The following is a 20,856-nucleotide window of genomic DNA, read 5'->3' as shown; positions in this document are numbered from 1 at the left end:
TTTTACTTTTAACCAGTTTATGCCAAATTATGGATGAGCAAGAACTTATTATGAAGCTTAAGCAAGGAGAGATTCATGCTTATGAACATTTGTTCAATCAACATTACGATTGGTTGTGCAATTACATTTTCCAATTGAGTGGGGATAGAAGCTTATCCAAGGACATTGTTCAAGACGTAATAGTGCGACTTTGGGAAAAAAGGAAACAGCTTACCATCAAAGGTTCCTTGAAGGGCTATTTATTTAAATCTTGTCATAACCAATTTCTGCAACAACTTCGAAAACAGAAAAAACAGCCTGATCTGTTGGATAAGATTCGATGGGACACCATTTATGAAAGTTATTTTGAACAGACGGAAGACGAAACCTATTTAAAATCCACGATGCTCAAGTTGGAGGAGCTTATTGATAAATTACCTCCAAAATGCAAGGAGATTTTTATCATGAACAAATTGGAGCGAAGAAAATACCGTGAAATTGCTTTGGATATGGGCATCTCCATTAAAACCGTTGAAAATCAGATGTCAAAAGCACTTCGTATCATCCGTGAGAATGCTTCGGTTTTGATGTTTTAGCCATTATTTTTAATAAATGATGGAATCTGCAGCTATTTTTGGCAATCTGTAATCTCCAAAATCCAAGATTGAATTGTTCTCAGTGGAATGCTTTTCATCCGTTTGACTTGCTGTGGTGTTGTACAAATAAACTTTTTCCAACTTTTTGAACCCACTAAGAGATGGGATATGGGAACCTTCGAAATTGGTATGGGTCAGATTTATCGATTTCAAATGGTACAATTGTGCCAAAATAGCAATTCCATTTCCAGAAATGGAAGTATTGTCGAGTTTTAAAGTGGTTAAATGGGGCAAGGCAACCAGTTTTTCAAAAATAGCATCGGTTACTTGTGTTCCTCCCAGGTCTAAAACAACTATTTGTTCCATTATTGGATTTAGTATCTCAAAATCATTATCACTAAAAGTGGGTTTATTAATACAGGAAGCACGTAAAAAGTTTGAAGTGTTGCTTATTTGCTGCACATGGATTCCAGATTTTTTGATGCGCGCAATTGAATCTGTAGCAGCGGCCACAACAGTAGTATCGGGATAGAAATTGTTTTCTTTTTTTGGGAAAAATGATAGAAACAAGTCTTTTGATAATCCCATTTGCCCGATGGTGGTTTCGGATTGGTTACCACTGGAAATCCAAGCTTTTATTACTGCCATTTCTTCCTTGGTCAATTGGGTTTTTTCCTTCGGAGGCATATGGTCTTCATGGTCTTTAGGCAATACAAGTCTGCTATACAACGGGCTTTCTTCCGGATTGTTTCGAACAATGATTTCTCCACTCTCTCCACCATTTAAAATATCGTCGATGGAATGAAGCATCAATTCTCCTTTTGATTTTTTAGGATTATGACAGCTTACACATTTGTTGTTGATTATGGGATGAACCACGTCTTCATAAAACAACGAAGTTTCCCAGTTTTCCTCGGTAAGCTCTATGGTTTTTTCTTCAAATATTTCCTGACCAAAAAATGATTTTACGCTGTTGGGAAAAGGTTCAAGCAAATAACCTTTGCCATGGGTGATGTCTCCGCCCAAATGGCCCGTGAATGAAATCAGAACAAATAGTAGAATTGAAAATGGTAAGATTGAAAATCTTTTCAGCATTGTCAGGAAAGACCTTTCAGCAATCTTGAAATACATCAAAAAGCAAAACAAGGTTGTGACAATGCCCAACCACAAATGCCATTTTACAGAGTCAAAAGTATATCCTTCGCTTAAAAACTGCAAATAGCCGGTTACACAGGTGAATGCTGAACAGATACCTGCCCAAAGGAATATTAAGGCTATGATTTTGTTGTATGCGTGGATTTTACGGTCGTACCATTGCAGCAAAAGCCCTAAAATGATAAAACCAATGGGCAAATGAACCAAAAGTGGGTGTAGTCGACCTAAAAACTGCTTAAGGATATCCATGCCTGATTATTCGGTTTTCATCCTTTTTTTCAAGGCATTCATGATGAACACATTGGCTTTCCATTGATCTGCAACCGGAATTTGAGTGTACGGTAGTGCCGGTAAATAGGTGGGAGGGCCAAATTCTGAAGTAATGGTAACGGTATGTTGTCCTTCGGACCAGCGTTTGCGGATGATTTTCTCCCAGATGTCCAAATGTCTATCCAAGGCTTTTTTCCACTCTGGTGCTTCTGGGTCGTTCACTTGGGGCCCTTCGGCATGACCGACCCTTGCATGGATATGACGGGAACGGTCAATGATTTGTTCCAAATCCCCATCTTGTCCTTCGAGCAAAGATTCATGAACCACCATCCAATGGCTAATGTCCAAGGTCAATTTTAAATCTGGAATTGCAGCAACATATTTTTTGGTGTCCGGGAGGTTATAGCTAAAGCGCCCGCGATGGGTTTCATGATAAACAGGAATGCCACTTTCTTTGGAAATTTTGTTCGCAATATCGATAAAAGCTTGATTCTGTTCCATGGTAAAAAAATCACTTCCCGTATGGCAATTGACCAACACTGGATTCCATTTCACCAGTACTTGGAGTTTTTCTTCAAACTCGGATAAACTCTGCTCGAAAACAATACTTCTATTGGTTCCATGCATTAAATTCAGCAATAAACCATGTTTTTTTAGGGCGTTTTTAAGAGCTTCTTGACTTTCTGTGTTCGCTGGCAACCAGACATCAATCCCATCAAATCCAGATGTTTTTGCTCTCTCACAAAAGGCATCCCAAGAAAGTGTATTTCCCCAGTTGGTTTGAAAAAATAGCAATTTTTGCTCTTGGGCATGTGAACAACTCAAAAGAAGTACGAAAAGAACAGTAAGAATGTTTTTCATCAATATGTAAAGTTCAGTGTTGGTTATGGTTGGTTTTATGCAAGTATTTCCTTTATGATTTCTCCTTCAACATCGGTCAACCTAAAATTTCTACCTTGAAATTCAAATGTGAATTCTTCATGGTCAAACCCAAGTAAATGCAAAATAGTGGCATGCACATCGTGCACGGAGACCCTTCCTTCAATCCCCAAAAATCCAATATCGTCCGTTTTTCCATGACAGGCTCCTTTTTTTACACCTCCACCGGCCATCCACATAGTAAAAGCATCGCCATGATGATCTCTGCCCTTAAAGCCCATTTCCCTGTTCCCTCTATTTTCCTGCATTGGGGTACGGCCAAATTCACCACCCCAAACAACTAATGTTTCATCAAGCAATCCCCGTTGTTTAAGGTCCAACAACAAAGCGGTAATGGGTCTATCAATTTCGCGACACTTGTTTCGCAATCCGAGGTCAACCGCAGTAGTATGATCTGTGCCGTGACTGTCCCAACCCCAATCGAACAATTGCACAAAGCGAACACCATCTTCCACTAATTTTCGAGCCAAAAGACAATTGTTGGCAAAAGATTCCTTGCCGGGCTCCACCCCATACATTTCCTTAATGTTTTCTGGTTCGTTTTGGATGTTCATCACCTCTGGAACGGCAATTTGCATGCGATAGGCCATTTCATATTGGTTGATACGGGCCAAAATTTCCGGGTCGGCATACTTGGCGTATTCTTCCTTGTTGATTTTGTTGATGGCGTCGATAGTACTTTTTTTCAAATCCCGCGAAAGTCCTTTGGGATCTTCAATGTACAGGACTGGATCACCTTCAGACCTACATTGCACCCCTTGGTATACCGAAGGTAAAAAACCGCTTCCCCAAACACTTTTTCCGGCATCTGGTGTGTTTCCTCCCGAAGTCAACACCACGAAACCGGGTAAATTTTGATTTTCAGACCCCAAACCGTAGGTTGCCCAGGCGCCAATGCTGGGTCTGCCCAATCTGGGACTTCCGGTGTGCATAAAAAGTTGCGCTGGTCCATGATTGAATTGGTCAGTATGTACAGCTTTAAGAAAGGCTACCTCATCAATTACTTTTTTAAAATGCGGCAAATAGTTGGATATCCAATTGCCAGATTCACCTTCTTGTGAAAATTTGGCCTGTGGTCCCAATAATTTGGGAGTACCTTTTATAAAGGCGAACTTTTTTCCCTGCAAAAGCGATTCTGGGCAATCTTGATTGTTCAATTTATGGAGGACAGGTTTGTAATCGAACATCTCCAATTGTGAAGGGGAGCCTGCCATGTGTAGATAAATGACCGATTTTACTTTCGGAGTATATGGCGGGGGCAATGTGGACAAGGGATTTAAATCCCGTTCGGAAAAAGTGACCTTTTGCTTTTTTGTCTTTGGTTCCAATGGGTCACAACCTAAAAATATAGAACCTAGCGCCAATCCACCTAAACCTGTTGCACAATCTTTGATGAAATGCCTACGGGTCTTGGTCTGTGCATCCCGTATCAATTTTTCCCGAATAAGTCGTTCTATCTGGTCCATGTTAGGCCTTACTTAAAAATTCATCCAAATTCATTATGGCATTGGCTACCACAGTCAGTGCTGCAAGTTCAGCCGTAGGGTTTCCATCAAAATGTAAAAATTGAATCAAACCTTCATTATCATTTTTAAATTCGTTGAGTGATGCAGCGTACAACTCCTTTAGTGCTTCCAACTTTTCAGGGGATATTTCTGACAGTGTTGCTTTTTCATAACCTTGGGTCAATTGCTCTTCAATATCATCTGAAGATTGCATTGCCTTGCCTAGATGGTATGAAGCTTCCAGATAAACCGGATCATTCAAGGTGACCAATGCTTGCAGTGGCGTATTAGTTACCGTTCTTCGAATGGTACAAACTTCTCTACTACCTGCATCAAAAGTTAGTAATGAGGGATACGGACTGGTTCTTTTTAAGTAGGTATACACAGCTCTTCGATACCGGTCTTCATCTTTACTTTCAACCCATTTTTCACCACTGTATACAGTTTGCCAAACTCCGTCAGGTTGAGGAGGCATTACCCCTGGGCCATACATTTTCCGACTAAGCAGACCAGAAACAGCCAGGGCCTGATCCCGAATTTGTTCTGCGCTTAACCGCTGTCTTGGACCTCTTGCATACAGTTCATTTTCTGGATCCCTTTGATAGGATTCTGGCGTCAGCTCCGATTTTTGACGATATGTACCGGATAAAACGATTTCCTTCACAAGAGATTTCAGGCTCCATTGGTGTTCGTTCATAAATCTTAGGGCCAGCCAATCCAAAAGTTCTGGATGAGAAGGGAAATCGGATTGGGACCCAATGTCTTCAATTGTAGCAACAAGACCTCTGCCAAATAGTTGATGCCAAACTCGATTTACTAAAGTTCTTGCTGTAAGTGGATTTTTTTTATCCACGAGCCATTTGGAGAACCCTAAGCGATCTTTGGACCAAGATTCATCCCATGTATTCAACGTAGGAGGTGTCAAAGGTTGCACGGTATCGGTCTGAAGTAACCAATTTCCCCGTTCAAAGATTTGGGTTGTACGTTTCATGTATTCCGGATTTTCTGCTGTTATCGGCAGAATGGGGGCTTTAAAATTGACCGTCTTATCAAATTCTTTTTGAATTCTTGAAAAACCGGGTTCACTACTTCCTGGAATATCAGGTAAAAACCCAAGCCAATAGATATGCAGAGCATTGGTGGTTTTAGGAATTTGAGGATTATTTATTTCGATATGGATGTTTATCGGACGGTTCACGCTTTTGATGGGAATCCTTTTAGTGGTAGGATATTCCGTTTTATTAAGTGTGAATTGCGTCAGAATTTCTCCTTCGGTATTGTCTTTTCTGATTGTGAATGAGACTCCACTATAATAAGAGTAATGGTTAAAATAGAAATATTCCGCTCCATGGGTCCATACGTTTTCCAATCTACAAGAGCCATTATTCCACAGAACAGCCGAAGCATGGTCATCATAAGAGCCATTTATGAAATCTTGTAATGAGTGGGATTTGTATACAGGTTCTCGAAATCTCAAAAAATCTTGGTAGGTTTTTGCTGTAGGCTTATCACCATACTTCGCAACCCAATTGTTGATTTTATCCACGGATTTTTGCTGTTCTGGAGCATAGAACCGCAATGCCGGGGCTTCGTCTGGAGTGTCCTCATCCCTGGTATTATTGAAGAAAGCCATTGCGTTATAGTAATCCTGTTGTTTAAAAGGATCATAAGGATGCCCGTGACACTGCACACACCCCATTGTGGTGCTTTGCCAAACATCGAAAGTGGTGTTTACACGGTCTATGATTGCGGCAACCCGAAATTCTTCGTCATCCGTTCCTCCTTCATCATTGTTCATGGTATTTCGATGAAAAGCGGTTGCAATGAGCTGGTCTATTGAAGGATTAGGCAATAAATCACCAGCCAATTGTTCTATAGTGAATTGATCATAGGGCATATTATTATTCAGGGCTTTGATAACCCAATCGCGGTATTGCCACATACTTCGGCCCAAATCTTTTTCGTAGCCCTTTGTATCGGCATATCGAGCCATATCGAGCCACCAACTGGCCCATTTTTCACCAAATGAAGGGTGTGCCAATAGGCTGTCAACCATTATTTCATATGACAGCTTTCCTTGTTTGAAATTTTGATACAATAATGAGTCAGGAGGGATTCCCGTAATATCTAGAGCAACCCTTCGGGCCATAATATTGGCTTCGGCCTGCTGGCTTGGTTGCATGCCTTCGGCATGTAATCTTTTTAAAATGAAATTATCTATTCCGTTTTTGGAAAAAGAATTTGACTTGCTGGAAAACCCAGCTTCCTCCGTCAGAACGGGAACCTCAACTTTTTCCGGTAGCGTATAGGCCCAATGCTCACCCCATTTTGCACCTTGGTTTACCCATTTCGTCAACAAGTCAATTTCTTCATCGGAAAGTTTGGGTTTTTCATAGGGCATGCGAAGTTCCGGGTCTTCTTCCTTCAATCGCTTTATGAATTCACTTCCGGATGCATTGCCCGGGATTATGGCAGGTTTGCCGGATTCTGTATTTGCGAAGGCTTCTTCTTCAAACAAAAGACTAAACCCTCCATTTTTTTTGACCCCACCGTGGCAGGTAATACAATGTTTGTTGAAGATAGGTTTGATTTCAGCACTGAAATCCACCTCTTTTGAGGGTTTTAGCAAATTCCATAGCAATACCAAAGAAAATAACCCCAAAATTATCCCTAAGCCGGATACTACTTTCTTGTTCATATTTACGTTCGGAATGCGCTAACCGCTGTGAATCATAAATATAGGAAATTTTGAAAGTGGTTTGGCTAAACTTCGCCGAATGACTTTTGAAAGATGCCGAACAATGGTCTAGGGAAGAAACTCGATCAAATAGAATAATATTTTGTTCTACTTGGAAATTTGAAAAAATCGTATAGATTTCTATTCTAAGAATTTTGAACAGGATGCTATTTACTGCATTTCCCAGAATTATATTTCTTAAAATACGCAACAAGTTTTAACTCCTCAAATGCGGGCGGCTTGAATTCCATTCGCTTGTTATAGCATGGAACTTCAGAATAAAGTTGCCGATAATAAAAATTGTTTTCATTTACAAAATCATTGCCAAAATAGTTTGGTGAACGCATGAGAAAGTATCTTTTATAAAGCAATTGCTTGATTTTACCAGAATGATTTTTATAGAAGAATTTTTTCACTCTATCTAAGGTGGTTTTGTATAACGGAACAGTTCCGTCAACAAGCAACTCAAGGGCGATATGTTTCTTTTGAAAATTAAAATCACCATTTCGGTCTAAGAACTGTAGCTTGGACATCTCATTTGACCGGTTATCAATATCAACATTTAATATTAAGAAATGTTTCTTTTCCCTTAGTATTATCTCCTGCACATCACTGGCATCCAACTTAATAGTTTCTCCTTTTTGTTCTATTTTGTATACAATAGAACTGAGAACATTAGTTTTGGAAAAATGCCCGACAAAGCATTTTATTTTTTCTCCATTTACCTTTATGATTTCGCCTTTACTAAAACTGACTTGCGCATTTGAGGAAAGACAAGCAAAAAGGACTAAAAAGAATATTTTTTTCATATAAATGTGGTATACAACTATAAGGACTAGGTTAAAATGGGTAAGAAGAAATTAATCTTTGAGTTGGGCGAAAAGCCCATCTTCCCTTTTTTCCACCTGAAAAATGCCCAATTTGGAAAGATTTTTGGTGCTTTTATCCCATTTTTTGCCGCTAAGACCAGCTTTATTCTTCAATTCTGTCAAAAGCATTTCGTCTACCGGTTTTAAAATATCCATGATGATTTTCTCCTCCTCGGTAAGCTCTACCTGCTTTTTCTCAGGTCGCATTTGAGGGAAGAAAAGCACTTCTTGAATGGAGGAGTTATTGGTCATTAGCATTACCAAGCGGTCTATTCCAATTCCAATTCCAGAGGTCGGAGGCATTCCATATTCCAGAGCGCGCAGAAAATCTTGATCAATGAACATGGCCTCATCGTCTCCTTTTTCAGAAAGACGAAGCTGCTCCTCGAAACGTTCACGCTGATCAATGGGGTCGTTAAGCTCAGAATAGGCGTTGGCCAATTCTTTTCCGTTCACCATCAGTTCAAAACGCTCCGTAAGCGCTGGATTATCTCGATGCTCTTTGGTCAACGGACTCATTTCTTTGGGGTAATCGGTAATAAAGGTGGGCTGCACATAGTGGTGCTCGCATTTTTCACCGAATATTTCATCAATCAATTTACCCACACCCATGGTTTCATCAACCTCGATGTCAAGTTTTTGAGCCACTTCGCGCAATTGGGTTTCGTCCATGCCTGCTACATCAAAACCTGTATGGATTTTAATAGCTTCCAAAATAGGTACACGTGCATATGGGGCTTTAAACTCAATTTCGGTTTCACCAACGGTTACTTTTGTGCCTCCGGTGGCATCCACAGCAATTTTTTCCAGTAATTGCTCTGTGGTATCCATCATCCAATTATAGTCTTTGTAAGCAACGTAAAGTTCCATCACCGTAAATTCTGGATTATGGGTACGGTCCATTCCTTCGTTTCTAAAATCTTTGGAAAACTCGTAAACGCCATCAAAACCACCTACAATCAATCGTTTTAGATACAATTCGTTGGCAATTCGCAAATACAAGGGAATGTTTAGCGCGTTGTGATGTGTCAAAAATGGCCTCGCTGCCGCACCTCCGGGAATGGGTTGCAAAATAGGGGTTTCCACCTCTAAATATCCTCTTTCATTATAAAACTCACGGATACTGTTGGTGATCTTGGTTCGCTTAATGAAGGTGTCCTTTACTGTCGGATTCACCACCAAATCCACATAGCGCTGACGGTAGCGAAGTTCTGGGTCATTAAATTCGTCATATACCTTTCCATCAGCATCTACCTTCGGTAGCGGTAGCGGACGCAAAGCCTTGCTCAACAATGAAAAGTTTTTTACCATGACCGTCTTTTCACCCACTTGTGTAGTAAAAAGTTCGCCTTCTACACCAATGATGTCACCAATGTCCAAGAGTTTTTTATAAACCTCGTTGTATTGTGTTTTGTCATCATCAGGACAGATTTCATCACGGTTAAAATACACCTGAATTCTACCCTCGCTATCCTGAAGTTCGGCGAAAGAAGCTTTTCCTTGGATTCTTCTTGACATCAATCTACCGGAAATCACCACCTTTTTTCCTTCTTCAAAATCGTTTTTGATGCTTTTTGAAGTTGCATTTACTGGATAAAGTGCAGCGGGATACGGGTTGATTCCCAGTTCCCTAAGCTTTGATAATTTCTCCCTTCGAACGATTTCCTGTTCCGATAGTTGCATAGTCGATAAAAAATTAAAGCGCAAAATTACACTTTTGCGCTTTAATTCCTCACTTGGCCTTACTTAATGTCGCATAATTGGGTATGTAGGGTGCACCGGAGAGAATTTGAGCCATATCTTCTTCCAAAGATTCCAGTGGACTTTCTACAATTCTGTTGACCTCTTTTTCTTTTTTAAAGAAGACCATGGTTGGTACTTTAATAATGTTTAGACCTTTTTCTTCACCTGTTGGACTTTTTTTATAGTGTTCTTTACGTCGGTCCAGTGCTACAATTTCCAACTGATTCATAGGGAATTTGGCTTCATGTAGAATTTTTAACATTCGTGGAACTTCCCGTTTGCTATCCCCGCACCAGGTGCCCAAAAAAAGCTTGATATGATGTTTTTTCAATTGCTTTTTGAACATTTTCACCATGGATTTGTCCACAACGTAGTTGTCATAATTAACATTAAACCAGTTGGAATAAGGTGCTGATCCTAGTCCTTCCAAATTGATTTTTCCGACCATAATTTTTTTCCCATTGTCCAGTTCGACCACTTGGTTAAATTCCTGAGCAAACAATGAAGAACCGATCATTAAGAATGTTGCTAAAATTGATTTCATGATTTTTAGTTTAAAATTTTGAGTCGAAAATTCTATAAAATTGGAATGGCGTTGCTTTTTTAATGGTTGGAAATAGGGGCTAGACCCTAGGTGGAAATTCACTTTTTAAATATAGCAATGATTTCTTGACGGGAAGAAACCTCCATTTTTTTGTACAGATTGTTGATGTGGGTTTTAATTGTGCTGTGACTTACAAAAAGTGCAGAGGCAATTTCCTTGTTACTCTTGTCCATAAGAATTTGCTGTACTATTTTTTGCTCTTGAGGGGTCAGTTTTTGAAGCAAATGATTGATTCTGCTCCTTGTCCTGTATTTTCTAGAGGCCACTAGATATATATTTAACCCTATGGATAGGCCGAGAAGAATTGCAAAGACCCACTTCCAATCCCAATTGTTGGACTTCTGAAAATTGGCCAAATGGCGATCTGTTGTGATTTCTGCCTCAAATTGTTTTGTGAAATCGGCATTTGGATAGTTTTCGGTTAATCGGTTTAGAAGTTGGTCGTAATAATTGTTTGAAACAACTTCTTGCAGATAATGGGCATGGGTTTCATTTCTTTTGTCCGAGAGAAAGTCATATACCAATAATTCAACCAAAGGTTCTTGCGAATCTTCTCCAAAACTTTGAAGAGTGGTGAACCATTTTTCAGAGTTCAACTTTCTGTTGGTTTCACTTCGATAATCCGCAAAATCAAAAATCATTTCTTCTTTTAAGGCTTCAACTTCTAGAATAAGTGAAGATTTTGGGTTTGTAGAGATAATTGTGCAAAGCGCTTGGTCTTCAAATGAGGTAGGAAATTCCAAAGTGTCATTATTGTTAGCTATAAAGAGTACACTTTTACTGCTATTGCATGTTCCCAAAAAGTGGCTGGTATCTGAGTTGTCTGAACAACCATCTAAATGAAGTCGATATAGTCTATTATCCATTAATAGATTATCCCCTTTAAATAGGAAAAAGCCTGATGAGTCTATTGCGGTCTTACTTATAATTTGCTCAAGATAAATGCGCGACGTTTTTCTGTAATCTTCGACCAAGGAAAGATATATGGAGTTCCCATGATTTTCTTTTGATACATAACCAGAAAAACTGTACTGACACAAGATGGTGGACCAACTCAGTACTAAAACAAGAAATAGGACAGTTCGCATAAACCTTTTCTTTTTGCCTAAAAATAAGGTTTTGTGTAACAAATCTACCAAATGATACACTAATAGAGTACATCAATCAAAATCAAATCAATGAGTTTCTGGAGAGTTTTATTGGCCATTCTATTTCCCCCCTTGTCAGTCATCGGGAAAGGTTGTGGTTCTTTTGTTATTGTATTACTTTTAACGCTTTGCGGATGGGTGCCTGGGGTTATCGGAGCACTTGTCATTTTAAACAATACAAATTAAAACCACCAAGATGAAAAAAGTCCAAATCTTAGCATGGGCAATGCTCGTTGCCCTAACCTCCTCATGCAATTTTACCGAAGAAATTACCCTGCAAGAAGACGGCTCAGGGAAGTTATCCATCAATTTTGATGGATCCGAACTTATGGAAATGGCTGGAGAAGAAATGAAAAAGAGCAACGAAAAACCAGTGGATTCCATAATTTCTTTTAAAGATTTATTAGAGGAAAAAAAGGATAGTATTGCCCAACTTTCACCAGAAGAACAGGCTAAATTGAAAAAATTGGAACCTTTCAATATGCATATGGTGATGAATCCCGATGAAAAGTTGATGAGATTTGATCTGTTCAGTGAATTTAAAAATGTAAGCGAGGTAAACGACGCTTTCAATGCTTTTCAAGGGGCAAATGTTTTGGGCTCCCAAAAGGAAGGTGCTGGACCTGCACCTATGGAGAGCTCCGCATCAGAGGTGAGTTATTCATTTGATAACAATAGTTTTGCAAGAAAAGCTACAATTTTAGATCAAGAATTGTTTCAACAGCAAATTGATAGCCTTCAAGGGGCCGAAATGTTTTTATCAGGGTCCACCTATACCCTTAAGTATCATTTTCCCAAAAAGGTAAAATCCACTACAGCAGAGGAAGCTACCTTTAGTGCAGATGGCAAGACTTTGATCTATGAGGTCAAGTTTTTGGACCTGATGAAAGACCCATCACTTTTAGACCTTGAAGTGGAGTTGGAGGACTAGTTTCCCTTTAAAGGTCTTTGTATCTTTGCCCAATGAACAAGAAAGTGCAGTTGCAGGACTTGGGGTATAAGGATTACAAAGAAACTTGGGACTACCAGGAAGCCCTTTTTAAGGATATTGTTGATGTAAAAATCAAAAATAGAAGAGAGGAAGCCAATCTTGAAACCCCAAACCATTTTCTTTTTGTGGAGCACCCACATGTCTATACCTTAGGAAAGAGTGGGGATATGGCCAATTTATTGGTTGATGAAAAAAAACTACAGGAAAAAGGCGCCACTTTTTACAAGATAAACCGGGGAGGGGATATTACTTATCATGGCCCAGGACAAATTGTGGGTTATCCCATTTTAGATTTGGATAATTTCTTTACCGATATTCATAAATACCTTCGTTTGCTGGAAGAAATGGTGGTCTTGACCTTGGCCGAATATGGCTTAAAAGGCATGCGCTCCGAAGGAGAAACAGGTGTATGGCTGGATGTTGGAACCCCATTTGCCCGAAAAATATGCGCTATGGGTGTGCGGGCAAGCCGATGGGTGACCATGCACGGTTTTGCCCTGAACGTAAATGCCGATTTGGGTTATTTTGATTTAATGATTCCCTGCGGGATTCGAGGGAAATCTGTTACATCTTTAAATGTTGAATTGGGCAAAGCATCAGTGGATATGGAGGAGGTTAAACAGAAACTACAACACCATTTTGCGATTCTTTTCGAGGCCGAATTGATAAAAGAAAAAACCGAAGCCTAAGCTCCGGTTTTCCGTTTTTTGATTGGTTTTTGCTATCGCTCGTAAGCCGTCAACAGACTCATGCTCCGTAATTTCCCTTTTTTATTATAGTCCTCGGTTTTAACCATCCCTATGTCTTCGGCAAGTCATTGTTTCGTTTTCCCCGTGGATTTTATTCCCATTTTCATATCGGTATCGTAACTGATCACAAAACAGTCGAAAGTGCCAGCGGGTGTGGTAATGGTCTCTTTACTCTCAACCGTTCGATTATACATTCTCATAAAAGATTTCATGGCAATTGGTGCTCCGGTAATGGTCATTTCCATCTCCGCATCAGGTAATGTTTGACCCACGGACAAATCGTTAGGAATGTAAATGTTGTTTCCTTTGATATCCATCTCCATATTATCGAACTGCGTTGGCCTTCCACTTCCCATTAAGGATTTAAAATCAATGGAAACGCCATCCTCTTCACATTGCATTCCATAGGAAGAATCACCAATTGGAGTGCCATTTTTATCAAACATTTCCATGGTGTAGAGCACACTATCCCCGTCATCTTTTGTAACGGAGTATACCACTTTGCCTTCTTCGTTCATTCTGTTGCCGTAGAGGGTATGTTCAAATTTGGCACCATCGGAAACTGGGTAATATTTGCTGCAATCGGTTTGGGCTGAAACATTTGAATTGGTAAAAAAAACAACAAATATTACGATTGAGATAAACTTTTTCATTGTTATTGCTTTATAAATTCTACCCTTCTATTTTGGGCTTTTCCATCTGGAGTATTGTTGTCACCGACAGGTTCCAATTCTCCTTTTCCTTCGGAAACTAAACGATCCGCAGAAATTCCGTAAACCGAAACAAGGGCATTTTTAACTGCTTCGGCGCGATTTTGGGAAAGTTTCATATTGTTTTCATCGGAACCATCCGCATCGGTATGTCCCACGATTTTTAATTTCATTCCCTTTTCTTGCATCAGTACTTGGGAAATTTGACGGATGATTCCCATGGATTGTGGCTGAATATTGGCCGAACCGGAATCGAACAAAATACCATTGGTAGAGATTTTACCTTCAGAAATAAGTTTTCGTCTTAGGTCAACTCCTCCTTCTGCAACTTTGAGATTGGAGATAAAAACTTTTTCCTTTCCATCTTTAAAGCCATTGGCATGGAATTTTACGGTATGGATCACGGAACCAGGTGCAACCAATCTTGGCACATCAAGATATTTCACCTCGTTGACCCATAATCTAAAGCGTAGTTTGTTCACAGCAATTGAGATATGCGGGTTGTTCAAAACAACATCCCTTAGATCAGCCTTTACCGTGCTTCGTATCTCTCTCTTGCCATTAATATTGTTCTGCACGGTAACTCCGATTGCAGCATACTGGCAAAATGGGATTTCGGCATAAGCGTTGTTGCTGCCCGCTTTAAATTTATCGTCATCGCTTAAAGTAACGGCTACCTTTGCTGTTGATGAGGTTTTGTTGTCAAGACCAACGGCGGCAAGATCAAACTCAATAGTATATTCTTCTGGAAGTTGGGGGACATCAGGTATGTAATAAATATTGAAACCGGATTTCAATTCCAACCATTTTTGGGGTGAATCACCCAGCGTCACCAGTTCACCTCCTGCATTGGTGTTCCACCTGGAAGGAAAATCTCCTATAAAATCATAGCTGAAATCATCAAAGAATAATTGTTTGTCTCCAGGAACATAGTCAAACTTGCTGTATACCTGAATGGTTTTGGCACCCGAAGCGTTCGGACTTCCAGTGTTTGGCGATTGACCAGAATCATTTCCGGTATTTGCTGGATTTTCTGTGTTTTCTGGAGTTTTTGGGTTCTTTTTGCCCTTTGATCCAGGCTCAAGAATGCTGTCCAATGCCTGATCCGTTTTCTTAGCGGTTTCAGATTCCACACGGCGTTCTATAGTTCGTTCTGCAGCTCTTTCTGCTCTTTTGCCTAATTTCTTCAATAATTGGGCATTGCTTTGTGCACTAAAAGTAAATGCGAAGATTGAGCAAAATAGCATCTTGCCCAAGATTGAGGTTTTCATTGTATATAGTGTTTAGATGATGTAAGCACCTGTAAATTAAAAATTTACAGTACAATTTCAATGGAGGGTTGTGTAGGTTGCCCGAACTATTGTATAGGTTGTGTAGTAACGTGCACTAATTCATTTTGTAAACAATAATCGAATTGTCTTGATCCTTGGCAACAAGCTCCAATTTTTTATCATTGTCCATATCCACTAGATCTATTAAGGAGCTTCCAAAAACGGGGAAATTTGGAATTGGTTTTGCCTGACTATCGAACAAATGTATTTTTTGATTTTGGATATCGGTTACGCTCACGTAGATTTTATCGTAGATGTAAAAAATCTTGGGTTTGGTATAAACGCCAAGGTCCAATTCAACTTTTTTTCCTTTGATACTTAAAACGTTATCATCCATAAAGACCAAAGTTTTGCTGGTAGTGTACATGCCATGATCAGGACTCAGGTTAAAATTGGTAGCGGTTAATTTACCGTTTGTGTCTATCTGATGCAACACACCTTTTTTATTGGTGACGGAAAATTTGTTTTTGTACAGAAAGATGTCATTATCGGAGAAATCGATTTTTTCAGCAACTTTTAACCGTTCATGACCTGTCCTGTGTAGTATTTTGACACTATTATCCTCCAATTGAAAGACCAAATAGTCCCTATTGGAGACCCTAAAGTGCTTTGGTGCAAAAAGAATTGGGCTTTGTGCTTCGGTATATCTAAAACCGCCAACTGTTTGCATCTTGTTGTTGTACATGAACACCTTTTTGCCTTGGGTGATTACAAATCGATAATCCTTATTGCCCTCATAATCAAAAATCGCAAGGGGGTTTAGGTTGCCGCCTTCAAAAGTTTTTTTGAATGGTGTTACGTCCTCACCGTTTCGGTCAAGGACCATAAATTCGTTACTTGTACAAAAGGCCAATTGTAAACGACCATTTTTATAGATGTCAACTTGTTGGATGCCGCCCTGGATTCTTCCTCCCAATTCTTTGCTCCAAAGCACTTTTCCCTCCGTAGAGATCAGATACAAAACATTGTTTTGGTCCTGTACCACAATTTCCTGTTTGTTGGTGCGATGATTTTTTACAAATTGTGGATCAATGGCTAAATCTGTATCCAACTCCAAAGTGAACAATGGTGTTACAGAATTAAGTTCCTTGGTTTTTCCCACTTTAGAGACCAAAAAATTGGCGTGCACAAAATTTTGATCAGCTACCAGTTGGGCAGCAAAGGTCTGATCTGAAAAATCCACTTTTTTGACTGTATTGAAAAACTGTGGCGCAAAATGTTGTTCAGATAAAAAGTCGATTCCAGAATCCCCGGAAATAAACAGCATGCTGGATTCATTTGCCAATTGATCCATGGCGGATTTGTACACCGGCGAGTCACGAAATGAGGTGGTATTTCTGTAATTGCTTATAATGCCCTGTAAAACCTCTCTGTTCTCTGCAAAAATGAAGGTGTTCTCTAAAATAGAACAAAAGTTGGAGGCAAAGTTTTTAACTATGGGATTAAAACCGTTGACCAAAAAATCTTTGTTTTTTAAACTAATAATCTCGCTCCCTTGATAGACAGTGGAACCAGTTTTGTCACTATTCAATACTTCGGTTAGACTTTCTGTCCCAAAAGAGTTCAGTAGAACAACTTTTTGATTGTTCATATAGATGACTCCGACCTCCTCAATAGTGTTGAAAAGGGAATCCACGGGTTTGACTCTACCCAAATAGCTATTCTGGTTATTGGCGAACCTTGGATAATCATCAAAAGTAAAAGAGCTTATGGCTTGCGCATTAAGGGGAGCGAATTGAGGCGTTTTATGGGCCAGCGGATTGGTGCCCTGAAAAAGGTTGATGAAGTTTTTAGTGGAATCTGATGCGGTTGCAACCCCTGAAAATCCCAAGTTATCGGAATTGGCCGAAAAATCCAGTGAAACCCAGTCAGCAAATGAGCCTGTGTCCTTGTTTGCATCCTTTAGCTGACCATCAAGTAGGGAAGACGGTTCATCCAGATTCAGGAACAATGTGGCCGATTTACTTTGACTGGAGGTGGTATATAAGCGTTCCAAGTTTACGTTTACGGGATTTGTTTTTTTGGCACGCACCATGTTTTCCATCAACATCAACGAACTACTTACGACAAGATGCTTGTCAAGGGGCATACTATAGACTTCTTGATCTTCCAAAGAGTACTTGGTTATTGTTTTATTTTGGTAGGAAAGCGTTTCTACCGTTTTATTGTCTACATCCTCTACATTGAAAAAGTCCGGAGAAGAATCGAGTACCATCACAAAATCATAATTGTTTTTCCCGACCATATAAAGCCCAAGCATGCATTTGGACTCAGTTTTTATGTAATCCAGAATTTTGGTTTTGCTATCGATTCCCTTATAAAGGGAGAAGTCCTTTGCGGTTTCAAAAAATGAGCTGTTCTTTAGCTCACTTTTAAAATTGGTAAGGTTGTTTATTTTAATGATCAAAGCGGCATTGGTGGGTAGGTAGCCCAATAATGAATCCGTGTTTTGTACTTCGGTTTTGCAATTGATGAAAAAAAGTGAAAGTAGGACAAGAAGCGCCTTGAATTTCATTGTTGAAGTTTCGAACAAATTTAGGGTTTTAGATATCCAGTGTCAACTGTTCGGGCAATTGCCTGAAACTTTTTCTATGGTATTTGGTCAAACCGTATTTTTTTATGGCCTCACGATGCTCTTTGGTGGGATATCCTTTATTCTTTTTCCAATTGTACATGGGGTATTCCTCGTGAATTTTCGCCATATAGGCATCTCTGTGGGTTTTGGCCAAAACAGATGCTGCTGCTATGGTCATGTATTTTCCATCTCCTTTAATGATGCATTGGTGTGAAATGGAAGGATAGGGCTTAAAACGATTGCCGTCTACCAAAATAAAGCTTGGTGGGTCCTTTAATTGGTCTAGGGCCCGGTGCATGGCCAAAATGGATGCATTCAGAATATTGATTTTGTCGATTTCCTCCTCAAAAACATGACATACGGAAAATGAAATCGCTTGGCGTTCCAAAACAGGGCGCAATCGCTCTCTTTTAGATTCTGATAATTGCTTGGAGTCATTTAAAACGGGGTCGTTGAATCCTTTGGGTAAAATAATGGCACCAGCGGTAACCGGACCTGCCAAACAACCCCTTCCGGCCTCGTCCGTTCCTGCTTCATTGGGGTATTTAAAATAAAGTTCAAGCATTCCCTAAAGGGCAATTGAGGTCCAGTGCAAATGGACTAATGTTAAACATATCCAATATTATCAAATTTTGGGATATAAACTTTCACATTTCTTTAGAAACAAAAGATATACCTTTGCCTGACCAATAATATGGAATGAGATTTTTAGTATTTGCCCTTCTCCTTTTGGTGAGCCCAATTTTATCTGCACAACAAGATTCCCTGCCGCCAGTAAAGGAAGTAGACTCCATAAACAATACAGAAACTGTGGTGCCAAGAGATAGTGTGAGGGCTAAAAAGCCAAACTTCCGTATACCAGAAAGGGCAAGGCCAGAAAAAGACACGGTTCCCATAACCGATTACAAGATTATTTCATATTATCGTGATACCACCTTTGTTGATACGACACTTACAATTAAAAAGGAATACAGGTACAACTATGTTAGACAGGACGATTTTGAGTTGATGCCATTTTCGAACATTGGTCAACCCTATAATATTTTGGGTCGTACCTTCTCAGAAAACACACTATATCCACAAATCGGCGCTGTTGCCAAACATGCCAATTATTTTGAAATAGAAGACATCAATTATTACAATGTGCCTACACCAATGACAGAACTGATGTTCAAGACCACATTGGAACAAGGGCAATTATTGGATGCGCTACTGGCTTTCAATTTCAGTAGAAGATTTAATGTTTCTATTGCGTATAAGGGATTTAGGTCGCTTGGCAAATATCGATTTGACCAATCGCAATCAGGAAATTTTAGGACATCATTTAATTATTCCAACGAAAAAGGAAACTACAATATAAGAGGACATATTGCCGCTCAAGATATTGAAGCGGAAGAAAATGGAGGGTTGTTGAACAGGGACCAATTTGAAGATACCGAGACCAACGATTTTACCGACCGATCCCGAATAGATGTTAGGTATACCAATGCAAACAATAAGATCTTGGGTAAAAGGTATTATTTGGATCATGAGTTAAAGCTTTTTAGGAGTAAGGATACCACTAGAACTAGGTCAACATCTTTAGCTGTCGGCCATGAGTTTAGTTATGAGACAAAATTCTATGATTTCACCCAATCGGCACAAAATGATGCATTTGGCACTGACCCTTTTGTAACACCAATAGAAGATAGGGCCCGACTAAAGACCATGCTCAATAGAGGCACTATGGAATTCTCGAACAAAACCTTGGGAAATATAAAAGGATGGGCAAGCCTCTACAACTACAATTACTTTTTCAACAGTATTCTTATAACGGATGACGGGACGATCCAAAATCAGTTAAAGGGAGAAGAAATTGCAGTAGGAGGCAGTTATTCAAAAAACTTTGGGCGTTTATTGTTGAAAGGAGATATTAACTATAATATTTCAGGAGATTTGGGAGGAAGCTTTTTCAATGCCTCTGTAGATTATGATCTAAATGAGAATAATATGATTTCTGGAGGTATCCACGTCTCTTCTCGAATGCCTAATTTCAATTACCTATTATATCAAAGTGATTATAGGAATTTTAACTGGCAGAACACGGATACGTTCGATAAACAAGAGATCCAGAGCATACGTTTTGGGTTTAATTCAAAAAAACTGGGTCATCTACAGGCAGAGTACAGCGCTTTGGACAATTACACCTATTTTCAATCCATTGCCACACAAGAGCAGATTGAAGCCTCTCAGGAAACCGCGTTTGTAAAACCTTTCCAGAACACGGAGACAATCAATCATTTAAGGATAAAGTATTTTAAAGATTTTAAATGGAGAAGATGGACTTTGTCCAATACAATCTTATATCAAGAAGTGACCCAAGATGAACAAGTATTGAACCTGCCGCAACTCGTTACAAGAAATTCTTTGTATTTCTCGAAAGATATCTTCAAAAAGGCGATGTTTTTGCAAACAGGGGTAACCTTTAAATATTTCACTTCATATAATATGAATGCGTACAATCCATTGTTGGGAGAGTTCTACATTCAAAATAGGGAAGAATTTGGAGCATACCCGTTGATGGATGTGTTCATTAATGCCAAGGTGAGGCAAACAAGAATTTATTTAAAGGCCGAACACCTGAATTCTATCTTTTCAAAACCTAATTATTATTCAGCACCGAACTACCCCTATCGTGATTTTGTGATCCGTTTTGGATTGGTTTGGAATTTCTTTTCTTAAAATTTCATTAAGCTGAAATAATTTAGGATTGATAAACAGCGATTTACAAGAGAAGGTGATTTTTTTGAAAAAAAATAGTTCAAAAGTATTTGCGGAGAAAAAATAACCTGCCTATATTTGCACCCGCTTAGCTGATAGGGCCAGGCGTAAAAGAGTGGGATTAGGGGGCTTGATTTGGCCCGATTTTTTTTCTCTTTTGAAGATTTAAGAAGTTCATTTGACATATTGTATAGA

General features: G+C 39.4%; 16 protein-coding genes and 1 pseudogene. 5 read left to right on the top strand and 12 right to left on the bottom strand.

The window, feature by feature from the left end; all coding sequences use genetic code 11:
* Positions 1-29 precede the first annotated feature (29 nt).
* The gene (locus ACULLG_RS00085) at positions 30-575 is read left to right on the top strand and encodes an RNA polymerase sigma factor (RefSeq protein WP_452124726.1); all 546 of its coding nucleotides are present in this window, start codon (positions 30-32) and stop codon (positions 573-575) included.
* A gap of 9 nt (positions 576-584) precedes the next feature.
* On the opposite strand, the gene ACULLG_RS00080 is transcribed toward ACULLG_RS00085, so the two are convergent.
* The 8 genes from ACULLG_RS00080 to ACULLG_RS00045 all read right to left on the bottom strand — a co-directional run bounded on the left by ACULLG_RS00080 (position 585) and on the right by ACULLG_RS00045 (position 11,485).
* Positions 585-1,979 carry a c-type cytochrome domain-containing protein gene (locus ACULLG_RS00080; protein ID WP_452124725.1) on the bottom strand — a complete coding sequence of 465 codons (1,395 nt, stop codon included), beginning with the start codon at positions 1,977-1,979 and terminating at the stop codon, positions 585-587.
* Positions 1,980-1,985: 6 nt separating this feature from the next.
* Positions 1,986-2,861, bottom strand: coding sequence for a sugar phosphate isomerase/epimerase family protein (locus ACULLG_RS00075; RefSeq protein WP_452124724.1), 876 nt, complete (start codon positions 2,859-2,861; stop codon positions 1,986-1,988).
* A gap of 35 nt (positions 2,862-2,896) precedes the next feature.
* Positions 2,897-4,405 carry a DUF1501 domain-containing protein gene (locus ACULLG_RS00070; protein WP_452124723.1) on the bottom strand — a complete coding sequence of 503 codons (1,509 nt, stop codon included), beginning with the start codon at positions 4,403-4,405 and terminating at the stop codon, positions 2,897-2,899.
* Between the two features lies 1 nt (position 4,406).
* Complete coding sequence (locus tag ACULLG_RS00065) at positions 4,407-7,142, bottom strand: DUF1553 domain-containing protein (protein WP_452124722.1); 2,736 nt, start codon at positions 7,140-7,142, stop codon at positions 4,407-4,409.
* A 206-nt stretch (positions 7,143-7,348) separates the two neighbouring features.
* Entirely contained in the window at positions 7,349-7,990 is a 642-nt protein-coding gene (locus tag ACULLG_RS00060; RefSeq protein ID WP_452124721.1) for a hypothetical protein, read from the bottom strand.
* Between the two features lie 51 nt (positions 7,991-8,041).
* Positions 8,042-9,733: a lysine--tRNA ligase gene (lysS, locus tag ACULLG_RS00055; protein ID WP_452124720.1), complete on the bottom strand. Its 1,692-nt coding sequence runs from the start codon at positions 9,731-9,733 to the stop codon at positions 8,042-8,044.
* A gap of 49 nt (positions 9,734-9,782) precedes the next feature.
* The gene (locus ACULLG_RS00050; RefSeq protein WP_452124719.1) at positions 9,783-10,337 is read right to left on the bottom strand and encodes a TlpA family protein disulfide reductase; all 555 of its coding nucleotides are present in this window, start codon (positions 10,335-10,337) and stop codon (positions 9,783-9,785) included.
* A gap of 98 nt (positions 10,338-10,435) precedes the next feature.
* Positions 10,436-11,485 carry a response regulator transcription factor gene (locus ACULLG_RS00045; protein WP_452124718.1) on the bottom strand — a complete coding sequence of 350 codons (1,050 nt, stop codon included), beginning with the start codon at positions 11,483-11,485 and terminating at the stop codon, positions 10,436-10,438.
* A 90-nt stretch (positions 11,486-11,575) separates the two neighbouring features.
* Between ACULLG_RS00045 and ACULLG_RS00040 the strand changes: the two genes are divergently transcribed.
* The 3 genes from ACULLG_RS00040 to lipB are packed head-to-tail and all read left to right on the top strand — an operon-like array spanning position 11,576 to position 13,225.
* Entirely contained in the window at positions 11,576-11,731 is a 156-nt protein-coding gene (locus ACULLG_RS00040) for a YqaE/Pmp3 family membrane protein (protein ID WP_106143045.1), read from the top strand.
* A 10-nt stretch (positions 11,732-11,741) separates the two neighbouring features.
* On the top strand, positions 11,742-12,476 hold the full coding sequence (locus ACULLG_RS00035) for a hypothetical protein (protein ID WP_452124717.1): 735 nt from the start codon (positions 11,742-11,744) through the stop codon (positions 12,474-12,476).
* Positions 12,477-12,508: 32 nt separating this feature from the next.
* Positions 12,509-13,225, top strand: a complete 717-nt coding sequence (lipB, locus tag ACULLG_RS00030; protein WP_452124716.1) for a lipoyl(octanoyl) transferase LipB — start codon at positions 12,509-12,511, stop codon at positions 13,223-13,225.
* 32 nt (positions 13,226-13,257) lie between these two features.
* On the opposite strand, the pseudogene ACULLG_RS00025 reads toward lipB, so the two are convergent.
* The 4 genes and pseudogenes from ACULLG_RS00025 to ACULLG_RS00010 all read right to left on the bottom strand — a co-directional run bounded on the left by ACULLG_RS00025 (position 13,258) and on the right by ACULLG_RS00010 (position 18,466).
* Positions 13,258-13,938, bottom strand: a pseudogene (locus tag ACULLG_RS00025) (TapB family protein).
* 2 nt (positions 13,939-13,940) lie between these two features.
* Entirely contained in the window at positions 13,941-15,266 is a 1,326-nt protein-coding gene (locus tag ACULLG_RS00020) for an OmpA family protein (RefSeq protein WP_452124714.1), read from the bottom strand.
* A 115-nt stretch (positions 15,267-15,381) separates the two neighbouring features.
* Entirely contained in the window at positions 15,382-17,841 is a 2,460-nt protein-coding gene (locus tag ACULLG_RS00015; protein WP_452124712.1) for a ribonuclease HII, read from the bottom strand.
* 28 nt (positions 17,842-17,869) lie between these two features.
* Complete coding sequence (locus ACULLG_RS00010; protein ID WP_452124711.1) at positions 17,870-18,466, bottom strand: ribonuclease HII; 597 nt, start codon at positions 18,464-18,466, stop codon at positions 17,870-17,872.
* A gap of 134 nt (positions 18,467-18,600) precedes the next feature.
* Here ACULLG_RS00010 and ACULLG_RS00005 point away from each other — a divergent pair, with 134 nt between their 5' ends.
* Positions 18,601-20,622: a putative porin gene (locus tag ACULLG_RS00005; RefSeq protein ID WP_452124710.1), complete on the top strand. Its 2,022-nt coding sequence runs from the start codon at positions 18,601-18,603 to the stop codon at positions 20,620-20,622.
* The last annotated feature ends 234 nt before the right edge of the window (positions 20,623-20,856 follow it).

This window comes from Flagellimonas sp. 2504JD1-5 (genome assembly GCF_053618295.1).
This window is presented reverse-complemented; position numbering and strand designations above follow the sequence as displayed.

Coding starts and splice junctions, on each gene's coding strand:
- ACULLG_RS00015 (WP_452124712.1), bottom strand. CDS start 17,841: ATGAAATTCAAGGCGCTTCTTGTCCTACTTTCACTTTTTTTCATCAAT.
- ACULLG_RS00035 (WP_452124717.1), top strand. CDS start 11,742: ATGAAAAAAGTCCAAATCTTAGCATGGGCAATGCTCGTTGCCCTAACC.
- lysS (WP_452124720.1), bottom strand. CDS start 9,733: ATGCAACTATCGGAACAGGAAATCGTTCGAAGGGAGAAATTATCAAAG.
- ACULLG_RS00040 (WP_106143045.1), top strand. CDS start 11,576: ATGAGTTTCTGGAGAGTTTTATTGGCCATTCTATTTCCCCCCTTGTCA.
- ACULLG_RS00010 (WP_452124711.1), bottom strand. CDS start 18,466: ATGCTTGAACTTTATTTTAAATACCCCAATGAAGCAGGAACGGACGAG.
- ACULLG_RS00080 (WP_452124725.1), bottom strand. CDS start 1,979: ATGGATATCCTTAAGCAGTTTTTAGGTCGACTACACCCACTTTTGGTT.
- ACULLG_RS00085 (WP_452124726.1), top strand. CDS start 30: ATGGATGAGCAAGAACTTATTATGAAGCTTAAGCAAGGAGAGATTCAT.
- ACULLG_RS00020 (WP_452124714.1), bottom strand. CDS start 15,266: ATGAAAACCTCAATCTTGGGCAAGATGCTATTTTGCTCAATCTTCGCA.
- ACULLG_RS00065 (WP_452124722.1), bottom strand. CDS start 7,142: ATGAACAAGAAAGTAGTATCCGGCTTAGGGATAATTTTGGGGTTATTT.
- ACULLG_RS00075 (WP_452124724.1), bottom strand. CDS start 2,861: ATGAAAAACATTCTTACTGTTCTTTTCGTACTTCTTTTGAGTTGTTCA.
- lipB (WP_452124716.1), top strand. CDS start 12,509: ATGAACAAGAAAGTGCAGTTGCAGGACTTGGGGTATAAGGATTACAAA.
- ACULLG_RS00005 (WP_452124710.1), top strand. CDS start 18,601: ATGAGATTTTTAGTATTTGCCCTTCTCCTTTTGGTGAGCCCAATTTTA.
- ACULLG_RS00045 (WP_452124718.1), bottom strand. CDS start 11,485: ATGCGAACTGTCCTATTTCTTGTTTTAGTACTGAGTTGGTCCACCATC.
- ACULLG_RS00050 (WP_452124719.1), bottom strand. CDS start 10,337: ATGAAATCAATTTTAGCAACATTCTTAATGATCGGTTCTTCATTGTTT.
- ACULLG_RS00060 (WP_452124721.1), bottom strand. CDS start 7,990: ATGAAAAAAATATTCTTTTTAGTCCTTTTTGCTTGTCTTTCCTCAAAT.
- ACULLG_RS00070 (WP_452124723.1), bottom strand. CDS start 4,405: ATGGACCAGATAGAACGACTTATTCGGGAAAAATTGATACGGGATGCA.